The following is a 22,496-nucleotide window of genomic DNA, read 5'->3' as shown; positions in this document are numbered from 1 at the left end:
TAATATATACTAGACTTTTTTTTATATTCACAATATAATAAAATCTCTTATTTTTAGTATAAATTGAAGGGGTGTAGTTCAATTGGTAGAGCATCGGTCTCCAAAACCGAAAGTTGTAGGTTCAAATCCTACCATCCCTGAAATACATTTAAAATCTCATTATCTCGCTATTTACTTATCAAACAAATACTTTTTTTATTATATAAAAGTATTATCCGAAATATTTATCGTTATCTCAAAAAATATACCAAAAATATCATTTTCCATTCTCAAGTAATGTATTATTAAATAATTATCGTAGGAATCATCAAAATGCCACAATATCGTTCTTTTACGACAACACATGGTAGAAATATGGCAGGAGCTCGATCTTTATGGCGAGCTACCGGCATGATAGATGAAGATTTTAAAAAACCTATTATTGCAGTTGTCAATTCTTTTTCTCAATTTGTACCTGGACATGTGCATTTACAATCTGTAGGGAAAGTAGTTTCTCAAGCCATTAATAATGCTGGAGGTGTTGCTAAAGAATTCAATACTATTGCTATAGATGATGGTATAGCCATGGGACATGCAGGTATGCTATATTCATTACCATCTCGGGAATTGATTTCCGATTCTATAGAATATGTCATCAATGCACATTGCGCTGATGCAATGATTTGTATTTCTAATTGTGATAAAATTACACCTGGCATGCTGATGGCATCATTACGTTTGAATATTCCTTCTGTTTTTGTTTCTGGCGGACCCATGGAAGCTGGGAAAATAAAAAAAAATAACAAAATAATAAAAATTGATTTAGTAGATGCAATGATTCAAAGTGGTAACCCCTCACAATCTGAAAAATTTATTAATAAAATTGAGCAATTAGCATGTCCTACATGTGGATCCTGTTCTGGAATGTTTACAGCCAATTCTATGAATTGTTTAACTGAAGCACTGGGTTTATCATTACCAGGTAATGGTACGTTATTAGCCACGCATACTGATCGCAAAAAACTATTTTTAAATGCTGCTAAATGCATAGTAGATATTACTAAAGATTATTATGATAATAATAATGAAGATGTTTTACCCTGCAATATTGCAAAAAAAGAATCCTTTAAAAATGCAATGATGTTGGATATTGCCATGGGTGGATCCACTAATACTATTTTACATTTGTTAGCTGCTGCGCAAGAAGCGGATGTGGATTTTACAATGTCAGATGTTGATAATTTGTCGAAAATTATACCTCATATTTGTAAAGTAGCACCCAGTACGTCTTTATATCATATTGAAGATGTACATCGAGCAGGTGGTGTCATGGGTATTTTAGGTGAATTAAATAGAGCAAATTTATTAAATGTATATACAAAAAACATTCTGAGATTATCTTTACAAGATACATTAAAAAAGTATGATATTTTAACCACAAAAAACACTTATGCACTTAAAATGTTTCGAGCGGGACCTGGTGGAATACGTACAATAGAGCCATATTCTCAAAGTTGTAGATGGAAAGAACTTGATACTGATAGACGTTATGGATGTATTAGATCTTGTGAGCATGCTTATACTAAAACTGGTGGATTAGCTGTTTTATATGGTAATTTAGCAAAAAATGGCTGTATAATAAAAACGGCAAGTATTGAAAAAAGTCATTATATTTTTTCTGGACCAGCAAAAGTATATAATAGTCAAGAAGAAGCAGTAAATGCTATTTTAAATAATAAAATTATTCCAGGAGATGTAGTTGTTATACGTTATGAAGGTCCTAAAGGGGGTCCAGGTATGCAGGAAATGTTATATCCGACTACATATTTAAAATCTATGAATCTAGATAAAAAATGTGCATTAATTACCGATGGTAGATTTTCTGGTGGTACTTCTGGTCTATCAATAGGACATATTTCCCCTGAAGCTGCAAATAAAGGTCTTATTGCATTAGTAAAAAATAATGATATTATTGAAATTAACATTCCAAATAGAACAATTAATTTAAAAATCACAGAAAATGAATTAAATTTTCGTATTGCTACTGAAAAATTAAAAGGTTCTAAATCTTACCTTCCGAATAATCGTCAAAGACACATTTCTTTTGCATTAAAAACATATGCATTTTTTGCCACTAGTGCTGATAAGGGAGCTGTAAGAGATAGAAATAAATTATCTAATTTTTAATTTTTTATCTTGTATATTTTTTATTAAACTTCTTTGGAGAAAATACAGTGAATTATTTTAATCAATTAAAATTTAGTCAAAAAATAAAGCAAATTAAACACTGTCGTTTTATGAAAAGAAAAGAATTTCAAAAAAAAAATAATATTTTAAAACAAAAAAAAATAGTTATTGTTGGTTGTGGAGCTCAAGGTTTAAATCAAGGATTGAATATGCGAGATGCAGGACTTAACGTTGCTTTTGCATTAAGAAAAGAAAGTATTATTAAAAAAAATATATCCTGGATTAACGCAACAAAAAATAATTTTATAGTTAACGACTATAATTCTTTAATACCTCATGCTGATTTAATTATCAATTTAACACCTGATAAAAAACATTCGACAGTTGTTCAAGAATTACAGAGACTGATGAAAAAAAACTCTTGTTTAGGTTATTCACATGGATTTAATATTGTAGAATGCGGCGAAAAAATTCGAGAAGATATTACAGTGATTATGGTGGCTCCAAAATGTCCAGGTACTGAAGTAAGAGAAGAATATAAAAGAGGTTTTGGTGTACCCACTTTAATTGCAGTGCATAATGAAAATGATCCACATAATATGGGATTAGAACTTGCTAAAGCATGGGCATATTCCATTGGTGGGCATCGGGCTGGTGTATTAGAATCGTCTTTTGTAGCTGAAGTTAAATCTGATTTAATGGGTGAACAAACTATTCTATGTGGTCTTCTTCAAACTGCTTCCCTAGTTTGTTACGAAAAGCTCATTCATGATAAATATGATGCTACATATGCAGGAAAATTAGTACAATATGGATGGGAAGCTATTACAGAATCTTTAAAACATGGTGGTATTACATTAATGATGGATAGATTATCTAATTCGGCTAAAATTAGAGCATTTATACTATCTAAAAAAATTAAAAAAATACTCTCGCCTTTATTCCAAAAACATATGGATGATATTATTTCCGGACAATTTTCTCTAGAAATGATGCGTGACTGGAATCAAGAAGATAAAAAATTGTTAAATTGGCGCATAAAAATTAAAAATACGAGCTTTGAAAACTCTCCAGTATCTTTATCGAAAATACCAGAACAAGAATATTATGATCACGGCACATTAATGGTTGCAATATTAAAAGCAGGAATAGAATTAGCTTTTGACACTATGCAAAATGCAGGTATTATGAAAGAATCTGCTTATTATGAATCATTACATGAACTACCATTAATTGCTAATACGATTGCTAGAAAAAAACTTTACGAAATGAATATGGTTATTTCTGATACTGCTGAATATGGTAGTCATTTATTCTCTAATACTGCATATCCAATATTAAGTAATATAGTAAAAACATTGCCTCATAATGATATAGGCTCTACTGTTCCAATACAATCTATAGATAATTCTGAATTATATCAGATTAATGAGTCTATTCGCAATCATCCTATTGAAACTGTTGGCCGAAAATTAAGAAGTTATATGAAAGATATGAAAAAAATTACCGTTGCACAATAAATTTTTTTATTTTTTTTAAAACAATTTTTATTAATTGAATACTATTATTTATGTCACTAAACTCTATTCAAAAAAATGCAATTCATTGTACCAATGGTCCCTGTTTAATATTAGCAGGGGCTGGATCCGGTAAAACTAAAGTAATTATTAATAAAATTATTCATTTGATAAAAAATTGTCAATATCAACCCGAGAATATTGTTGCTGTCACTTTTACTAACAAAGCAGCTCATGAAATAAAAATACGACTTGCAAAATATTTGAATGCTATACATATTAAAAATATGATTATTTCTACTTTTCATTCATTAGGTTTAGAAATTATTAGAAAAGAAATTAAATCATTTGATTTAGATATAAATTTTTGTATTTTTGATGAAAAAGATCAATTATCTTTATTAAAAACAATTATTGATAAAAAAATAGAATATAATAAGAAATTTTTAAAAAAAATTTTATTTATGATTTCATATTGGAAAAATAATTTTTTTACACCTGAAGCAGCAAAAATATCAGCAAAATCTACATTAGAACAAGAATGTGCATTGCTTTACAAGAAATACAATTGGCATTTACGTCAATCAAATGCACTCGATTTTGATGATTTAATTTGTATTCCAGTATTATTATTAAAAAATAATAAAAAAATACGCAATGATTGGAAAAAAAAGATTTCTTATTTTTTAGTAGATGAATATCAAGATACAAATAATAGTCAGTATGCTTTATTAAAAATTTTAACTAATGAAAATTCCAATTTTACATTAGTTGGAGATGATGATCAATCAATATATTCTTGGCGCGGTGCTAAATTAGAGAACATATTATCATTACAAAAAGATTATCCTAATTTAAGAATAATTAAAATGGAACAAAATTATCGCTCTTCTAAAAGAATCATTAAAGTGGCTAATAGTTTAATTTCAAACAATGTCAATTATTTTCAAAAAAAATTGTTTTCTAATTTGGATTATGGTAAAAAAATTACTATCATAATTGGTGACAATGAAGAACAAGAAGCAGAAAAAATAGTAGAAAAAATTATTTATGAAAAATCCAAAAAAAAAATGCATTATAAAGATTGCGCTATTTTATATCGCGGAAATTATCAAGCACAAATTTTTGAAAAAATATTTATTAAAAAAAATATTCCTTATAATATATCCATAAGTACATCATTTTTTTCCCGTCCAGAAATAAAAGATATACTTTCTTATTTACGTATTATTATTAATCCTAATGATGATTATGCATTTATAAGAATATTAAATATTCCTTCACGGAAAATGGGTGTCATTACTTTACAAAAAATAAAAAAAATTGCTCTTGAAAAAAATATAAGTTTATTCACAGTTATCAAAAATTTAAAAGAGCATCATTTATTTAATACAAACACACTAAAAAAATTAAATTCTTTTTCTTCCTGGATAGAAAAAAAATATTTAATATCTTCTTCGAATCCTTTAAAGATATTGAATACAATTATAGAAGATATTGAATACGAATCATGGTTATCAAAAACTTTAAAAGAACCTGAAAAAATAAAAATTAGTATGAATAATATTTATGTTTTATTAAAATGGTGTAAAAGTATGTTAAAAGGAAGTGAAATTGAAATACCGATGACATTATCTCAAATTATCGCTAAAATGACTCTTCGGGATATTGTTGAGGAAAATAAAGAAAGTGATATTAATGATACTGTGAAATTAATGACATTACATGCATCAAAAGGATTAGAATTTTCTTTTGTTTTTATTATTGGTATGATAGATGGTATTTTGCCAAATTATCGAAGTATTAACGATAATAAAATAGAAGAAGAGCGCCGTTTAACATATGTAGGAATCACTAGAGCAAAAAATAAATTATTTTTGTCTTTATGTCGTAAACGTAACGAATATGGCAAGTGGCTAGATGCTGAACCAAGTCGTTTTTTATTCGAATTACCTAGAGAAGATTTATATTTTGAAGAAAATTTATCATTAAACAAAAAATATAATACAATAAATATTCAAAAAAATAAAATAAAAACATTTAAAAAAATTTTACAAAATTTTAAAAAAAAATATCAATAAAAATGAAAATAAAATTTTTTAATTTTAGTTTAAATCAATTCTTAAAAATGATATTATTGTTTTATTAATATTTTACAATATATACATTAAGATATCACTTAATTTATAATTAATGAGCTAGTCAATAAAATGAACAAAATAATTGAATTAACTGATCACAATTTTGAAAAAAAAGTATTACAATCAAACACTTTTGTTTTAGTGGATTTTTGGGCGGAATGGTGCAATCCTTGTAAAATGATTTCTATAATACTGGATGAAATTGCTCAAGAATATAATGAAAAAATAATAGTTGGAAAGCTGAATATCGAAAATAATCCCAATACTCCTCCCATATATTCCATCAGAAGCATTCCAACACTGTTATTATTTTCAAATCAATCCGTTATTGCTACAAAAGTAGGTGCTGTATCAAAAATACAGCTAAAAGATTTTCTAGATAAAAATATTCATTAAAGTAATTTATTAATTTTTTATATATTAATATCAGTGGACATAAAATATTATCTATTATGTCACAATTTTTATTTCAAGATTGACCCCGATTTTACTAAGAACCCACCATTATGAATCTTACCGCACTTAAAAATATGCCAGTTTCTGAATTAATTACTCTTGGTGAAAAAATGGGGTTGGAAAATTTAGCGCGCATGCGTAAACAAGATATTATTTTTGCCATCCTAAAACAACACGCAAAAAGCGGAGAAGATATATTTGGAGACGGTGTTTTAGAGATATTACAAGACGGATTTGGTTTTTTACGCTCTGCAGACAGCTCTTATTTAGCTGGTCCTGATGATATATATGTTTCACCTAGTCAAATCCGCAGATTTAATTTGCGCACAGGTGATACAATTGCAGGTAAAATAAGACCACCTAAAGAAGGTGAGCGATATTTTGCTTTACTGAAAGTGAATGCAGTAAATTATGATAAACCTGAAAATGCAAGAAGTAAAATTTTATTTGAAAATCTAACACCATTACATGCTAATTCTAGATTGCGAATGGAAAGGGGTAATGGTTCAACTGAAGACTTAACAGCGAGAGTTTTAGATTTAGCATCACCTATTGGACGAGGTCAAAGAGGTTTAATAGTTGCACCTCCTAAAGCTGGAAAAACAATATTACTTCAGAATATCGCACAAAGTATTGCTTATAATCATCCTGACTGTGTTTTAATGGTATTACTCATTGATGAAAGACCAGAAGAAGTAACAGAAATGCAAAGATTAGTTAAAGGCGAAGTAGTTGCTTCTACTTTTGATGAACCGGCATCAAGACATGTGCAAGTAGCGGAAATGGTGATTGAAAAAGCTAAAAGATTAGTCGAACATAAAAAAGATGTAATTATTTTACTTGATTCTATCACCCGATTGGCTCGAGCTTACAACACTGTAGTGCCTGCATCAGGGAAAGTATTAACAGGAGGTGTTGATGCAAATGCTTTGCACAGGCCAAAGCGTTTTTTTGGTGCAGCTCGTAATGTAGAAGAAGGAGGTAGTTTAACTATTATTGCAACCGCTCTGGTCGATACAGGATCTAAAATGGATGAAGTGATTTATGAAGAATTTAAAGGAACAGGTAATATGGAATTGCCTTTATCTAGAAAAATTGCAGAAAAGCGTGTTTTTCCGGCTATTGATTACAATCGTTCAGGAACTCGAAAAGAAGAACTATTAACATTGCCTGATGAATTACAGAAAATGTGGATTTTAAGAAAAATTATTCATCCTATGAGTGAAATTGATGCCATGGAGTTTTTACTCAACAAACTGTCTATGACAAAAACAAATGATGAATTTTTTGATATGATGAAACGTTCATAAAAATATTTAAAAAAAAGCTGGACAATTCATGTTATTAATTTTAAAATCAAATATATTTTATACTTATGCGCTCGTAGCTCATTTGGATAGAGCGCTACCCTCCGAAGGTAGAGGTGTCAGGTTCAAATCCTGTCGGGCGCACTGGTGATTTATTTCTAAAAAAGTTATATAAATATTGTTATTGGTGGCTATAGCTCAGTTGGTAGAGCTCTGGATTGTGATTCCAGTGGTCATGGGTTCAAATCCCATTAGCCACCCAGATATAATTTCGGCGAATAGCGCAGTTTGGTAGCGCAACTGGTTTGGGACCAGTAGGTCAGAGGTTCAAATCCTCTTTCGCCGAAAAAAGTCTATTTAAAATTTCTTATTTTGTCAATAAAATTTAACAAATACTTATTATTAGCATATTGACAAGACATTATATTAGTCCATCCTATATTTCTAGCTAAATAAGCTAATCTTTCTCCAATTACTAATATTTTGCATTTAAACAACCATTTCTGGCGATCATCATCAGAAAATAAAGTATTTAATTTATAAATTATTTCAGAGCTAGTTACTAATAAACTATTTATTTCATAACTACGCCATTTTTTACCTTCTTTTATTCCATCTAATTTTTTAAAAAATCTTTTATAGCATTCAATAACCGAGACATCAATATTTTTTTTTCTTAGTTCTTTTTGTATTAATTGTCTACCATTTTCTCCTTGTAGAAGTATAATTTTTTTGTTTTTTATATCATTTTTATATAAAATGTCTAATAAAGATTCGCTATTCTCTTTTTTTTTAGGTATTAAAATTTTTTTTTAATATATTGTTGTAACAATCTAGCTGTACTTTGACCAATTGCATAATACTGTGGGTTAGAAGGCCAATTAAGAGTATTTTGTTTTAAATACCAATTAGTATAATGAACAGCCTTAGGAGAAAAAATAATAATTTTATCTGATTTATATAATGATTTTATATTTTTTGTTAATCCCTTTAATCCATCACTAAAAATAAAATCCAATAAAGAAAAATGATAAGCAAAAATACCTATATTCTTTAAACCATCTACTAACTCTTCTCCCATAGGAGAAGGTCTTGTAATTAGTATTTTCATATGTAATAAGAGTTATTAATGTGAAGATGTTGAAGTATTTTTTTGGCACCGTTACTGAGCAATTCATTAGCTAACGAATGTCCCATTTTTTCACCTGTATTGTATAAACCTATTCTTTCACCTCGTAATATAATTTTTCCATTTGGTGATCCTACTAATCCTCGTAACCAAATTTTATTTTTTCTAAGAATAGCGTAACTGCCGATTGGAATTTGACATCCCGCTTGTAATTTTTTACAGAAAGCGCGTTCTGCATTAATTTCTATAACAGTATTTAAATGATTAAGGCGAGATAAAAAAAATAACATTTTTTTGTCGTGTAATCTAGATTGAATACCAATAGCTCCCTGACCACATGAAGGTAAAGATAATTCAGCAGGTATAATTTGAGTAATTCGGTTTTTTAAACCTAATCTATTTAATCCCTCCGCAGCAAGAATAATAGCATCATATTTTCCTTGATCTAGTTTAGCTATTCTAGTTTCTACATTTCCTCTTAGAGGAACAATAATTAAATCCGGTCTATAAGTAATAAGTTGACACTGTCTTCTTAAACTTGATGTTCCAATAATGGCGCCTTTTGGTAAATGATTGATGGATTTATAATTATTAGATACTAAAGTATCAAATGGATTACCTCTCTCACATATACTAATTAAGCATAATTCTTTTGTTATTGTTACCGGTAAATCTTTCATAGAATGTATAGCAATATCCGCTTTATTTTCTAAGAGTGCTATTTCTAATTCTTTAATAAATAATCCTTTACCTCCAATTTTTGATAAAGATTTATTTAAAATATTATCTCCATGTGTGACGATTGGCACTAATTTAATATTTAAGTTAGGATATAAAGATAGCAATTTTTTTTGAACATATTTAGTTTGTTGTAAAGCTAAAGGACTTTTTCTTGTTGCAATTCTTAGTATTTTATTTATCATATGAAAATTTATATTAGTATTAGAGTAATGTAAATTATATTTTTATCTATACAAAATTATTAATAAATAATTTTATTGATACAATTATTTTTTATGTTTTTAGAGAAGAATATTTTATAAAATCTAAATTTGTATTCGATTGAATCGAGCATGCTTTTTGAAATATTTTCCAAAAATCTTTACAAGTACGATTGCAAATCCACAAGTTATTTTTATAATTAAAGTGATAACCACTAATTGATGTAGCCAGCCAAATTTGTTTCAAGGATTCTTGTTTATTAATAATAATCACTGTTTTGTTTAAAAATTTTATTGTAAATACATAATTTTGTATTTCATAATCAATATCTATTGTTTTACTGTATATGTTTAAATTGTCTTCTATCTTAAAAAATAAATCATCTACTAGTTTATAAAATTGATTATTTTTTATCATATTGATATTATTTTTTTTCATCTTTATACCTTAAAAGTAATATTTATATTTTATATAATTCATTATATAATGATAATATATTTTTGTATTTGACACTTTATAATTACAATATTTATTGTATTTTGACATAATTCTAATTTTTCCTTATAAAAATAATTAAAATATTTTTGGTAAAATAAATGCTACTAAAATATAAACACAAGAAAAAAATAAATTTCTCTAAAATGCATGGTTTAGGTAATGATTTTGTTGTTATTAATTCTATTCATAGAAATATTTTTTTATCCCCTTTTGATATTCAAAGATTATCTGATCGACATAGAGGTATTGGTTTTGATCAGTTGTTACTAGTAGAAAAATCTTATAATACTATTTTTGATTTTAACTATCGAATTTTTAATGCCAATGGAAATGAAGTAGAGCAATGTGGAAATGGTGCTCGTTGTTTTGGATTATTTGTAACAAAAAAAAAATTAACTAAAAAAAAGAATATTTCTGTTAGTGCTCACTCAAAAAAATTAATTATTACTTTAATGTCGAACAACTTAATTCAAGTAAACATGGATGAGCCTGTATTCAGTTCAAATAATATCTCTTATCTAAAAAATATAGTAGATCATAATTTCTTTCTTGATTTCATCAATATTAGCTTACGATGTGGTGTTGTATCGATGGGAAATCCACATTGTATTATTCAAATAAACTGTATTGATTATGCCCCTGTTCAGAAAATTGGTATTCAATTACAAAAAAATATTATATTTCCTAATGGAATTAATGTAAGTTTTATGCAAATTATTAATAAAAATTATATTAAATTAAGAGTATATGAACGTGATGTCGGGGAAACAAAAGCTTGTGGAAGTGCAGCCTGTGCAGCCGTTGCAATGGGTATTGTGCAAAAAAAACTGAATAATAAAGTAAAAGTAGATTTATTAGGAGGTGCTTTAACAGTTCAATGGGCCGGAATTGGATCGCCTTTATATATGATTGGTCCTGCTGAACATGTTTACGATGGTTATTTATATATATAAATATATTATTTTTAACATTAATATGATCAAATTTTAAAAAGGTTTTTGATAATGTCTCTAAAAAAAAAAGAATAAAACTTAAAAAAAAAGAATATATTCAAAAAAATACAAAACATTTTTATAAAGTAATTTTAGCTCTTTTTTTAGGAGGTTTTTCAACATTTTCTATTTTATATTGTGTACAATCAATTTTGCCCATATTTTCAAAACAATTCTATTTAACACCCGCTGAAAGTAGTTTTTCACTTTCAGCAGCAACAGTAATGATGGCGATAGGAATGATTTTTACCGGGCCATTATCTGATGTCCTTGGCCGAAAATCGATTATGTTTTCTTCTCTTTTTATTGCATCAGCACTGACTATATTATGTTCTTGCATGAATAATTGGTCTGAAATCGTTTTATTAAGAGCTTTAACTGGGCTTTCTTTAAGTGGAGTTGTAGCAGTCGCTATGGCATATATTAGTGAAGAAATTGATCCTAGTGCTTTATCTTTGTCTATGGGTTTATATATTAGTGGTAATACTATTGGTGGTTGTTCTGGAAGATTATTAAGTAGTATTTTATCAGAAAAATTTTCTTGGCATACTGCTTTAATGATTATTGGATTGTCGTCTTTAATATCTTCTTGTTTTTTTTTGTATTTACTACCTTCTTCTCGTAATTTTCATTCTATTTCAATTAATTTACGTGTATTTTTAAAAAATTTTTATTTTCATCTGACTAATCCTATATTATTTGTATTATTTATAATAGGATTTATAATCATGGGAAGTTTTGTAACAATTTTTAATTATATTAGTTATCGCTTAATGTTACAGCCTTTTTTTTTATACCCTTCTAGCATAGGTTTATTATCGATGATTTATTTAACAGGGGTATACAGTTCACCGAAAGCCGGTATATTAATGCAAAAATATAATTATAATAATATTTTAACATTTGCATTATTGCTTATGATGATTGGTATTTTAATGACACAAAAAGATAATTTATTTATCATTATTCTAGGTTTAATAATATTTTCTGGTGGTTTTTTTGCGTCTCATTCTGTCGTCAGTAGTTGGATAAGCTCTTGCGCACATATTGCTAAAGTACAAGCAACATCTTTATATTTGTTTTTTTATTATTTAGGTTCTAGTATTTTTGGTACTATTGGTGGCTTATTTTGGCATTTCTCTCAATGGTTCGGCATTTCTGTTTTTATTATAACCATGTTGTTAATAGGAATATTTTTATCTTGTCGTATAAAATATAAAGAAAAATAATAAAAAAATTTTATATTAATATGCAATTAATATCTTAATTAAGATGTATACCTTATTTTAAAATTGTTTTATTTTTATATAAAATTATGAATGCTTTTATAATACAGAATACGTAGTATCAATTTTAAACTTATATTATTTTAATATAGATAAAATATTATATTTTTTAATGCTATATTTTTATTATTTTAAATATATTTTAGATGAAATAATATTACTTTCAATAATGATTGATATCTATTAATTATTATTAGACTTTTACATTATTATTATTTTATATTTTTATATAATTTGAGAATAATAATTATAAAATCTATACATATTGTGTTTTTATAGAATTTAATTTTTTATTTTTTTGTATTTTCAATTAAGTACGTATTCAAAAATATATTTTTTGAAAATCTTTTTTATTAAATAATATTTATATATTTATTAATATAAATAATTGTATTATGATTTTTTTTATTAAATAAATAGCATTTATTTTTTTAATTCCTATCTCTATAAAGGATTATAAAAAATACAATTATGAATAAGAAATTGTTGTTTTAAATATAGAATATTTTATTATTAATTGATATCCATAAAAGAATAAGAAAAATTTTATCATATACGATAATCATATATATATTAAATATTTAAGAATATTGTTTTATATAATATTAAAATAATTATTATATCTTAAATATAGAAAAATTTTTTTATTATATTTTTAAAAAAATTATTTTTATTAATTACGATTTTATTAAAAAATAAAATATTTTATTGGTATAATTTTATATATATTATTAATTGTATGATACTTCTTGTAGAAATATGAAAATAAATATTTATTTTATTTTTTAAAAGGAAGATATATATCAAATCTATGTTTTTTACTTTTAATTATAAAATCAGGTTTTTCTTTGTTTAATGGTTCAGAAAAATAAGGTCTTTTAACAATTATTCTTTTTTTTGCAAATCGTCTAGAAATATTTAATAGTTTATTTGCATCATTATCTTGACCTATTAATCCTTGGAGAAATTGCATATCTTTTTGAGATAAAGATTTTTTTTTTCTATTAGGATACATTGGATCTAAATAAATAACATCTGGTTGAGGAATTGGTAATGATAGCATATGAATGCTATCATGATATATTAGTTTTAATCGTTCTTTTAACCATGATCCAATTTTTTTGTCTGCATATGCTCTTTTTAAGCCATCTTTTAATAATTCTACAATCACTGGATGACGTTCTATCATAATTACATAACAACCCAAGAAAGATAATACAAAGGCATCACGACCCAAACCTGCTGTTAAGTCTAAAACACAAGGAAAATAATTTTTTTTTATACCTACAGCTTTAGCGAGCATTTCATTATGAGTATTAGCATGAAAGCATCGATAATTATTTTTTTCGGAAAGAAAGTCAATTTTTATCATTTATTGAATAAAATTTTAATAATTATATAAATTAAACAAAATAATTACGCATTATTAACAATAATATTTAGTTATATTATCGTTTAAATAATTTATAGTAAATAAGTTTTTATCATATCAAGATAAATATATTTTATTTTTATTGTTTTTTTGATTATATAATATATAATAAAATTTCTTTATATTTCCTGCTGTCTTATATGACAATATTTCTAATATTTATTAGAAAGAAAAAATTTAAAAACTTAAATAATATATAAAAATATTTTTATAATTTTCATACATCTTATTAATGAGATATTTCAAAAATTCCAGAGGACCAAATGATCTTATCTATTATGATGATAAATAAAAATAACAAAAACAAAATTTTAGATTATCATCGAAGTAGTGTTAAAAAAAAAATGATATTTTATTAATCAAAGAAAAAAAAATAGAAATGAAAAGCTATACTGTCTTTTTATCTTTAGACAAAGAAAAAAAAAATAGTATACGAAGTAATATTGATAAAAATAATTCAGAGCATTCTACTTTTTCTATTAAAAAATTAATTTTAGATAATGACGATGATGTAATCGATCCTATTCAGGAAATACCACCAGAGTATCCTCCTAATCCTATTCAGGAAATACCACCAGAGTATCCTCCTAATCCTATTCAAGAAGATATGAGTTCAGAAGAACTAAATGATCACCATAAAATTAATCAGAATAAAAAAGAAAAAGATATTCATGAAGACAATAGAATTTCAAATTTTATTGTCGAAAAAATTTTTGATAATATATTTATATTTATTGTTTTTTTAAAAACATTTTTTTTATAATTATACATTTGATAAATATTTGTATATCTATATTTAAATGTATTACAGATAATTCAGTTAAAATTTTTTAAATCATATCCAATAAATTCTTTATCTAGTCATAATGAAATCATAAAAGTTTTTATAATTCAGTAACAAATTGTAAGATAGTATTAAAAAATAGAAAAAATATTGTCTATTATCATCTCTATCTTAATAATATTTTTATATATAATAATTTCAAAAATATGTTCAAAACTCATAATAGAAAAATAAATATACTTATATCTAATAAGTCACTCAGTGTTTTTTTATTAAAAATAATATAAAATATTGCATTCTCAATAAAAATTTTTTTGTGTACAAAAATATCAAAAAGACTCTATATTATTTTTTTTATTACAACATTATATATTTGATCGAAAAATATTTTTTAAAAACTGTTTTATAAATCTTAATACCAATATTATTTTTTCTCTATTTATTTATTTATAAACTAGTCCATTATGTTATATGAAGTATTTTTTATCTAATAGTTAAGTTTTTTATTGGATATTTTATATTTTCATAGTAAAAAATTAAGTTAGAGATCAATATCTAAAATAAATTATATGAGAATAGAATAATATAATTTTTTTACTCTATAGCAACTTATTTCTGCACTGAATATTTATTTGGAAATATTACATGGTAATAAATTAGATTGAGTATATTATCAAGAACTGTTTAGAAAATATGTAGATGCAGATCGATGATTAAATTGTATTAAATCATTACATCACAAAAGTATCAATTAAATAGGTATAAATAATTAATTTTTTATTTTAAAATAACTCGTATATTTTTATGAAAATATTATTTTTTTAGTTAAAAAATAAAAAATTATTTTAACAAAATATTTTTATTTATAATATTAAATTAATTATTTTAAATAATATCTAAAAAATATATTTTTTAAAGAATTAAATAATTATAACAAAAATATTTTTTTTTAACTAAGGTAATAACCGGTAGTTTGTATATTTTTCACACTTGACCGATTTTTTCTCGCTATTATTATGAATTACATTACTTAGTAGTAATTAAATTAAAAAAATAACATTATCGATATAATATATTTTTTTTTTTTAATTATATTTTTGTGAAAAAATCATTTCTTATTACCAATAATTTTCCATAGTAATATGTCCAGGGATTTTTCGTAAATTTTTTCTCATATGTTTAATATTTTTTAAAAATAAAAATGTCTCTTTTACCATATTGGGATTTCCACATAACATAACATGGGAATTCTTTTTATTGATTGTATATCCGATTGTTTTTTCTAATTGTTCATTTTGTAATAGATAAGGAATTCTACCATGTAAAGAGCTATGATGATTTTCTCTACTAATAATAGTTTGAATTTTTAATTTTCCATGCATCTTTATACATATTTTTTTAATAAGGGGTAAATAAATTAATTCGTGTTGATATCTTACAGCATGTATCAAGATAATATCTTGAAACCTATCAATATTTTTATTGTCTTGCAGTATTGAACAATAAGGCCCTATCGCTGTACCTGTTGCAAACATCCATAATTGTTTAGACGTAGGTACTTCATTCATAGTAAAGAATCCAAATGATTTTTTTTTAATTAGAATAGTATCTCCTATTTTTAAATTATATAAATAATTACTAAATTTTCCATTTAGTACACGATTAATATAAATTTCTATACTTTTATTGCCTGGAGCATTAACAAATGAATATGCTCTTTGAATTTTTTCATTTTTTTCATTATAGAGAGCTAATTGAGTAAATTGTCCCGCGTAAAAAGGTGAAATATCTGCATCTAAAAATAGACTAAATAAGTTATTAGTCCATTTTTTTATCATTAAAACAGTTCCGTTGATCCATGGATTCATTTTATTCTATTCTTTTTGATGAAAAATCTTATTTGTATACATAAATATTATATTATTTTTTTATTAATTGTAAATATTTATTACATGTTTCTAATTTAATTTTTTGTATAGAAGATGTTTTTTTAAATAATATTAGTACTATCTAACCTTTACACAATACAGTTTAATAAAATATTTTATCCATTTTAGAAGCGATCTAAAATGGATAAATATTGCAAGAAATTATAAAATAAAACGACTAAGATCTTCATTTGATATTAATTGATCTAAATGTTCTCCAACATAATTTGCATCAATTTTTATTAATTTACCTTGATTTTTATTTGCATTAAAAGATATATCTTCCATTAATTTTTCTAATATAGTATGTAATCGGCGAGCGCCAATATTTTCCATTGATTCATTTACTTTCCATGCAGCTTCTGCAATATTTCGTATACCTTCTTGTGTAAAATGTATATTAACGTTTTCTGTTTCCATTAATGCTTTATATTGAGTAGTAATAGAAGCGGTTGGCTCTGTTAAAATTCTTTCAAAATCATCAATAGTTAATGCTTGTAACTCTACTCTAATAGGTAATCTACCTTGTAATTCCGGAATTAAATCAGAAGGAGTCGAAGTTTGAAAAGCGCCAGAGGCGATAAATAAAATATGATTTGTTTTTACCATCCCATATTTTGTTGATACAGTACAACCTTCAATTAAAGGTAATAAATCTCTTTGCACGCCTTCTCTAGAAATATCTGGACCTGAAATATTATCTCGTTTACATATTTTATCAATTTCATCAATAAAAACAATACCATTTTGTTCGACAGAATGAATTGCTTCTTTTTTTATCTCTTCCTGATTGACTAATTTAGCTGCTTCTTCTTCTGTTAATAGTATAATAGCGTCTTTTATTTTTAGACGCCTAACGTTTTTTTTATTATTACCTAAATTCTGAAATAAAGATTGTAATTGATTGGTTAACTCTTCCATGCCTGGGGGTGCCATAATTTCCACCCCCATAGTTGTTGCCAATAAACTAATTTCAATTTCTTTTTCGTCTAATACACCTTCTCTTAATTTTTTTCGAAATATTTGAATAGTTTTAGAAAGACTTTCTTTTCGTTCATTTTCCGTCCAATTATTTTTTGGTGTAGGAATCAAGACATTTAATATTCTTTCTTCAACTATTTCTGTTACACGTAATTTATTTTTTTTTATATTTTCAATTCGAATCATTTTAATTGCGGCGTCGGTTAAATCCCGTATGATAGAATCAACTTCTTTTCCAACATATCCTACTTCTGTGAATTTAGTAGCTTCAACTTTAATAAATGGAGAGTTAGCTAACTTTGCTAATCTTCTTGCAATTTCGGTTTTACCTACTCCAGTAGGGCCTATCATTAGAATATTTTTCGGTGTTATTTCATTACGCAATTCGCTATGAAGTTGCATACGACGCCAACGATTTCTAAGTGCAATAGATACAGCTCGTTTCGCTTTTTCTTGACCAATAATAAATTTATCAAGTTCTGCAACAATTTGAGGGGGGGTCATTTCAGACATAGAAAATCCTTACTTTTCTGAAAATAATTCTTTTATAGTAAAAGTGTGATTAGTATATATACAAATATTTGCAGCAATTTTAAGTGACTTTTCTACAATATTATAAGCATTAAGTTTTGTATTATCTAATAATGCCCGCGCAGCAGATTGAGCGTATGAACCTCCTGATCCAATAGCAATTAAGTCATCTTCAGGTTGTATTACATCGCCGTTACCTGTAATAATTAATGAAGTATTTTTATCAGCAACTGCTAATAAAGCCTCTAGTTTACGTAATATTCTATCAGATCTCCAATCTTTTGCTAATTCAATGGCAGAGCGTTGTAATTGACCTTGATACATAGCTAATTTTTTTTCAAATAATTCAAACAGAGTAAAAGAATCAGCTGTTCCGCCGGCAAATCCCGCAATAACTTTTTCATGATAAAGAGATCGAATTTTTTTTACATTACTTTTCATAATGGTGTTACCCAACGTAGCTTGTCCATCACCTCCAATTACTACTTTGTTCTTTAATCTAACGCTTAATATTGTAGTCACTAGAAAAACCTCTTAGATATATTAGATTATATACTTATAGAAGACTTGTTTTTATATAAAAATCTTATATAAATAACATTCATATTTGTAAAATAATATATTTTTTTTGAATGTTCTATACTATATTATTATAAGTAAAGTAAATAATAATTATTCTTACAATACTATTGAAAATAGCAAATTAAATATAGTTAGCAAGATTACAATAATATTTTTAAAAAATATTATTATAAAAAAAGAGTAATTATATTTTATATATTGTATATATCTTTAAGCTATGATTTATTATATCTCTATAATAAATTACATTGGTGTTATCATATTAATTTTCATGTTTTAAAACATATACTTAAGATAAAGGAAGTATTTTAATGAAAAAAAACATTCATCCAAACTATTCAAAAATAAATGCTATATGTTCTTGTGGAAATATAATTGAAATTTTTTCAACTCTTAATTATAATCTTAATTTAGATATTTGTGCTAAATGCCATCCATTTTATACAGGTAAGAAAAGAGTTATTGATACCGGAGGTCGTGTTGAAAGATTTAAAAAACGCTTTAATCTTATTAAAAATAATAAAATATAAATAAATTAATTCTCTTCGATATGAAATTTTTTCAATTATCTTTAAATATGTCTTATATGCTTTAATAAGATAATTTAATAACATGTTATTAAATTATCTTATTCAAAAAATATATATTTTTTATTTTGATAGTAGTCATTTTTAGATTTTTTTAAATTACTAATAACATTTATGTCTAATATTTAAATATTATATTAATAATATCAAATATTTTTATAATTTTATCACTCAAATATAGTTTATATGATCTCGTATAAAATTTTAGTTTTCAATTCTTTAAACAACCTAAAATTTAGATTTTTAATATTTTTTGTAAATAAAAAATAATTAATTTCCTAATCTTTTTTTTCGCCAAAATAATCTATATAATAATATTTTCATAAAAATATTTAATATCAACATATGAATCAATATCTAAAATGTTATTTATTTTTTCAAATTTTTTTAATTTTTTTAATATAAATAAAAAAGCATTTTTTTACATATGAAAGGATCGATAATATTTATATATTTTCTTAATATCTGATGTGCATAAATATTGTTTTTTGGATTTTATTTTATTTTTTGAGGAGTATTGAATATTTTAAAAAAATTTTTATATATGCATATTTTTTATAATTTTTTTTAAAATGGAGCGGAAAACGAGATTCGAACTCGCGACCCCAACCTTGGCAAGGTTGTACTCTACCAACTGAGCTATTTCCGCATATGAAAAAATCTTTCTATGATATATATTTTATATATATATAATATATTTTTCAAGCTTTCTTTTAAAAAATTTTATTTGATATCATTATTATGCAAGACGCATAAAGTTTTTTTTATAAACATTTAATTCCATTACTGAATCTCGAATATCTTCTAAGGCATTATGGGTATTTTTTTTTTTTATTTTTTTTATAATAGATGGATTCCAACGGTGAGCCAATTCTTTAACCGTACTAACATCAATATGACGATAATGAAAATATGCTTCTAATTTAGGCATATATTGAAATAAAAATCTTCTATCTTGTGCAATACTATTCCCGCAAATAGGCGAGGATTTTATAGGAACCCATTTTTTTAAAAAAGATATAGTTTTCAATTCCGCTTGTGTTTCATTATAAACACTATTTTGAACGCGCTGTATTAAACCTGTTTCAGTATGTATTTTTTGATTCCATTGGTTCATTAATAAAAGGTATTTTTTTTTTTGATATATAGAAATAACCGGACCTTCTGATATGATATTTAAATTAATGTCTGTTATTAATGTTGCAATTTCAATAATGCGGTGAATGTTTGGATCTAGTCCGGTCATTTCTAAATCTATCCAAATAAGATTATTTTTATTTTTTTTCATTTTTTTCTATATTAAAATATTATCATTTTTTCATTATACGATATATTTGTTTAATTGAAATAAATCTATTATAAAATTTTTGTCATAGTGAAATTAATAATTAAGCAATTAAAACAATATTATTCTATTTTAATGAGATCACACTGTTTATGAAAAATATTAACTGCACTCAAACTAAAGCATGGCATAATTTAAAAAATCATTTTCAAGAAATAAAAAATATTCATTTAAAGTCTTTATTTTCTAGCGATAAAAATCGCTTTAAAAAATTTTCTATTAAATTTGGCAATGAGATGTTAGTTGATTTTTCAAAAAATCGCATTACAGAAGAGACAGTTCAAAAACTAATTATCTTAGCTGAAGAAACTGATTTGCAAGATGGAATAAAATTAATGTTTTCTGGTGCTAAAATCAATTATACAGAAGATCGATCAGTATTGCATATTGCATTGCGTAATCGCACTAATAAAAAGATTTTAATTAACCATTGTAATATTATGACAGACATTAATTCTACACTGCAAAGAATGAAACAGTTTTCACAATTAGTCATCGATGGTATTTGGAAAAGTTATACTGGAGAATCCATTTCTGATATTGTTAACATTGGTATTGGAGGATCTGATTTAGGACCATACATGGTGACCGAAGCTTTACGTCCTTATAAAAATCATTTAAATATGCATTATGTGTCTAATGTGGATGGAACTCATCTAAACGAAGTATTAAAAAAAATCAATCCACAAAAAACATTATTTTTAATTTCCTCAAAAACTTTTACTACTGATGAAACAATGACTAATGCGAATAGTGCAAAAAAATGGATATTACATTATTCTAAAAGTATATCTTCATTAGATAAACATTTTATTGCATTGTCAACTAATGTAGATAATGCTTTAAAGTTTGGTGTTCATATAAATAATATCTTCCCGTTTTGGGAATGGGTTGGTGGTCGGTTTTCCTTATGGTCTTCAGTAGGATTATCTATTATATTATCAATTGGATTTCACAATTTTGAGAAATTTTTAGACGGCGCTCATGCTATGGATAATCATTTTTATGAAGCAGATTTTCGAAAGAATATTCCAATATTATTAGCTTTAATTAGTATTTGGTATACAAATTTTTTTCATTCGAAAACAGAAGCTATATTGCCATATGATCAATATATGCATCGTTTTCCTGCTTATTTTCAGCAAGCGAATATGGAGTCGAATGGTAAGTCTATAGATAGAAATGGAAAAAAAATACTTTATCATACTAGCCCAATCATTTGGGGTGAGCCAGGTACTAATGGTCAGCATGCTTTTTATCAATTAATACATCAAGGTACTCAATTAATTCCTTGTGATTTTATTGCGCCAATAATATCACATAATATATTAGGGCAACATCATCTGAAATTGATATCTAATTTTTTCGCACAGACTCAAACTTTAGCTTTCGGACAAACAAAAGAAGAAATAATAAAAGAACAGAAATTATTAAAAGATTCAAATCATAATATAAAAAAAATATTACCTTTTCAAATATGTCCGGGTAATCAACCTACTAATTCAATTTTAGTACGAAAAATTACACCATATAATTTAGGTTCACTAATAGCTTTATATGAACATAAAATTTTTGTTCAAGGTTATATTCTAAACATTTTTAGTTTTGATCAATGGGGTGTTGAAATAGGAAAAAAAATAGCGCAGAATATTTACTCTAGTTTGTATTATAATAAAAATACAATACATTATGATTCTTCTACTCAAGGATTAATTAATTTTTATAAATATTTTGCATAAATATAATTTTTTATATTAATTTAAAATAAAAACTTTATTGACAATATTTAGCAATAAATTGTTTATACAAGCAATACTTTAATAATTAATTAATATTTATTTTCCAGTTGAAATTATTTTTATAATTCAATTATATTGAAAATCTGAGTGCTT

The 22,496-nt window shown here is 25.1% G+C and carries 18 protein-coding genes, 5 tRNA genes and 1 pseudogene; 14 read left to right on the top strand and 10 right to left on the bottom strand.

The features are described 5' to 3' along the window. Nucleotides 1-67 precede the first annotated feature (67 nt). From AB4W59_RS02700 to AB4W59_RS02660, 9 genes are all read left to right on the top strand, one after another. Nucleotides 68-140, top strand: a tRNA-Trp gene (locus AB4W59_RS02700). 172 nt (nucleotides 141-312) lie between these two features. Next, nucleotides 313-2,166 carry a dihydroxy-acid dehydratase gene (gene ilvD, locus AB4W59_RS02695; RefSeq protein ID WP_367673098.1) on the top strand — a complete coding sequence of 618 codons (1,854 nt, stop codon included), beginning with the start codon at nucleotides 313-315 and terminating at the stop codon, nucleotides 2,164-2,166. A gap of 47 nt (nucleotides 2,167-2,213) precedes the next feature. Then, nucleotides 2,214-3,686: a ketol-acid reductoisomerase gene (gene ilvC / locus AB4W59_RS02690; protein WP_367673097.1), complete on the top strand. Its 1,473-nt coding sequence runs from the start codon at nucleotides 2,214-2,216 to the stop codon at nucleotides 3,684-3,686. Nucleotides 3,687-3,736: 50 nt separating this feature from the next. Continuing rightward, nucleotides 3,737-5,764, top strand: coding sequence for a UvrD-helicase domain-containing protein (locus tag AB4W59_RS02685; protein ID WP_367673096.1), 2,028 nt, complete (start codon nucleotides 3,737-3,739; stop codon nucleotides 5,762-5,764). 129 nt (nucleotides 5,765-5,893) lie between these two features. Next, nucleotides 5,894-6,220 carry a thioredoxin TrxA gene (gene trxA, locus AB4W59_RS02680; protein ID WP_367673095.1) on the top strand — a complete coding sequence of 109 codons (327 nt, stop codon included), beginning with the start codon at nucleotides 5,894-5,896 and terminating at the stop codon, nucleotides 6,218-6,220. A 110-nt stretch (nucleotides 6,221-6,330) separates the two neighbouring features. Continuing rightward, nucleotides 6,331-7,590, top strand: coding sequence for a transcription termination factor Rho (gene rho, locus AB4W59_RS02675; RefSeq protein ID WP_367673094.1), 1,260 nt, complete (start codon nucleotides 6,331-6,333; stop codon nucleotides 7,588-7,590). Between the two features lie 67 nt (nucleotides 7,591-7,657). Beyond that, nucleotides 7,658-7,731, top strand: a tRNA-Arg gene (locus tag AB4W59_RS02670). A gap of 43 nt (nucleotides 7,732-7,774) precedes the next feature. Then, nucleotides 7,775-7,847 (top strand) — tRNA-His (locus tag AB4W59_RS02665). A 12-nt stretch (nucleotides 7,848-7,859) separates the two neighbouring features. Next, a tRNA-Pro gene (locus AB4W59_RS02660) sits at nucleotides 7,860-7,933 on the top strand. Nucleotides 7,934-7,940: 7 nt separating this feature from the next. Here AB4W59_RS02660 and AB4W59_RS02655 read toward each other — a convergent pair. From AB4W59_RS02655 to cyaY, 4 genes are all read right to left on the bottom strand, one after another. Continuing rightward, entirely contained in the window at nucleotides 7,941-8,348 is a 408-nt protein-coding gene (locus AB4W59_RS02655) for a uroporphyrinogen-III synthase (protein WP_367673357.1), read from the bottom strand. 38 nt (nucleotides 8,349-8,386) lie between these two features. After that, nucleotides 8,387-8,698 (bottom strand): uroporphyrinogen-III synthase, encoded by a 312-nt coding sequence (locus AB4W59_RS02650; protein ID WP_367673093.1) that lies wholly within the window; start codon nucleotides 8,696-8,698, stop codon nucleotides 8,387-8,389. Continuing rightward, nucleotides 8,695-9,639 carry a hydroxymethylbilane synthase gene (gene hemC / locus AB4W59_RS02645; RefSeq protein WP_367673092.1) on the bottom strand — a complete coding sequence of 315 codons (945 nt, stop codon included), beginning with the start codon at nucleotides 9,637-9,639 and terminating at the stop codon, nucleotides 8,695-8,697. The genes AB4W59_RS02650 and hemC overlap by 4 nt, the downstream gene beginning before the upstream one ends. 91 nt (nucleotides 9,640-9,730) lie before the next feature. Beyond that, nucleotides 9,731-10,096, bottom strand: coding sequence for an iron donor protein CyaY (gene cyaY, locus AB4W59_RS02640; protein ID WP_367673091.1), 366 nt, complete (start codon nucleotides 10,094-10,096; stop codon nucleotides 9,731-9,733). 188 nt (nucleotides 10,097-10,284) lie between these two features. On the opposite strand from cyaY, the gene dapF reads away from it, so the two are divergent. Both dapF and AB4W59_RS02630 read left to right on the top strand, forming a co-directional pair. Further along, complete coding sequence (gene dapF, locus AB4W59_RS02635; protein ID WP_367673356.1) at nucleotides 10,285-11,109, top strand: diaminopimelate epimerase; 825 nt, start codon at nucleotides 10,285-10,287, stop codon at nucleotides 11,107-11,109. Between the two features lie 191 nt (nucleotides 11,110-11,300). Beyond that, nucleotides 11,301-12,377 carry an MFS transporter gene (locus AB4W59_RS02630; RefSeq protein ID WP_367673090.1) on the top strand — a complete coding sequence of 359 codons (1,077 nt, stop codon included), beginning with the start codon at nucleotides 11,301-11,303 and terminating at the stop codon, nucleotides 12,375-12,377. An 835-nt stretch (nucleotides 12,378-13,212) separates the two neighbouring features. Here the strand turns inward: AB4W59_RS02630 and AB4W59_RS02625 are convergent. Beyond that, a pseudogene (locus AB4W59_RS02625) lies at nucleotides 13,213-13,803 on the bottom strand (class I SAM-dependent methyltransferase); the annotation flags it as partial. 442 nt (nucleotides 13,804-14,245) lie between these two features. On the opposite strand from AB4W59_RS02625, the gene AB4W59_RS02620 reads away from it, so the two are divergent. Further along, nucleotides 14,246-14,629, top strand: a complete 384-nt coding sequence (locus AB4W59_RS02620; RefSeq protein ID WP_367673089.1) for a hypothetical protein — start codon at nucleotides 14,246-14,248, stop codon at nucleotides 14,627-14,629. A gap of 1,139 nt (nucleotides 14,630-15,768) precedes the next feature. Here the strand turns inward: AB4W59_RS02620 and AB4W59_RS02615 are convergent. The 3 genes from AB4W59_RS02615 to hslV all read right to left on the bottom strand — a co-directional run bounded on the left by AB4W59_RS02615 (nucleotide 15,769) and on the right by hslV (nucleotide 18,612). Further along, nucleotides 15,769-16,518, bottom strand: a complete 750-nt coding sequence (locus tag AB4W59_RS02615) for an FAD-binding oxidoreductase (RefSeq protein WP_367673088.1) — start codon at nucleotides 16,516-16,518, stop codon at nucleotides 15,769-15,771. Nucleotides 16,519-16,740: 222 nt separating this feature from the next. Next, the gene (hslU, locus tag AB4W59_RS02610) at nucleotides 16,741-18,072 is read right to left on the bottom strand and encodes an HslU--HslV peptidase ATPase subunit (protein ID WP_367673087.1); all 1,332 of its coding nucleotides are present in this window, start codon (nucleotides 18,070-18,072) and stop codon (nucleotides 16,741-16,743) included. Nucleotides 18,073-18,081: 9 nt separating this feature from the next. Further along, complete coding sequence (gene hslV, locus AB4W59_RS02605; RefSeq protein WP_367673086.1) at nucleotides 18,082-18,612, bottom strand: ATP-dependent protease subunit HslV; 531 nt, start codon at nucleotides 18,610-18,612, stop codon at nucleotides 18,082-18,084. A 371-nt stretch (nucleotides 18,613-18,983) separates the two neighbouring features. Here hslV and rpmE point away from each other — a divergent pair, with 371 nt between their 5' ends. Then, nucleotides 18,984-19,202 carry a 50S ribosomal protein L31 gene (gene rpmE / locus AB4W59_RS02600; protein ID WP_367673085.1) on the top strand — a complete coding sequence of 73 codons (219 nt, stop codon included), beginning with the start codon at nucleotides 18,984-18,986 and terminating at the stop codon, nucleotides 19,200-19,202. Nucleotides 19,203-19,832: 630 nt separating this feature from the next. Here rpmE and AB4W59_RS02595 read toward each other — a convergent pair. Together AB4W59_RS02595 and orn are read right to left on the bottom strand one after the other, a co-directional pair. Then, nucleotides 19,833-19,908 (bottom strand) — tRNA-Gly (locus AB4W59_RS02595). Nucleotides 19,909-19,998: 90 nt separating this feature from the next. Continuing rightward, nucleotides 19,999-20,547 (bottom strand): oligoribonuclease, encoded by a 549-nt coding sequence (gene orn, locus AB4W59_RS02590; RefSeq protein ID WP_367673084.1) that lies wholly within the window; start codon nucleotides 20,545-20,547, stop codon nucleotides 19,999-20,001. 149 nt (nucleotides 20,548-20,696) lie between these two features. On the opposite strand from orn, the gene pgi reads away from it, so the two are divergent. Continuing rightward, nucleotides 20,697-22,343: a glucose-6-phosphate isomerase gene (gene pgi, locus AB4W59_RS02585; protein WP_367673083.1), complete on the top strand. Its 1,647-nt coding sequence runs from the start codon at nucleotides 20,697-20,699 to the stop codon at nucleotides 22,341-22,343. Nucleotides 22,344-22,496: the final 153 nt, after the last annotated feature.

The organism is Buchnera aphidicola (Cavariella theobaldi), from assembly GCF_964059165.1.
GTDB classification, from domain to species: Bacteria; Pseudomonadota; Gammaproteobacteria; order Enterobacterales; family Enterobacteriaceae; genus Buchnera; species Buchnera aphidicola_BO.
The sequence above is the reverse complement of the archived record's forward strand: the minus strand, read 5'-3'. Positions and strand labels throughout refer to the sequence as shown.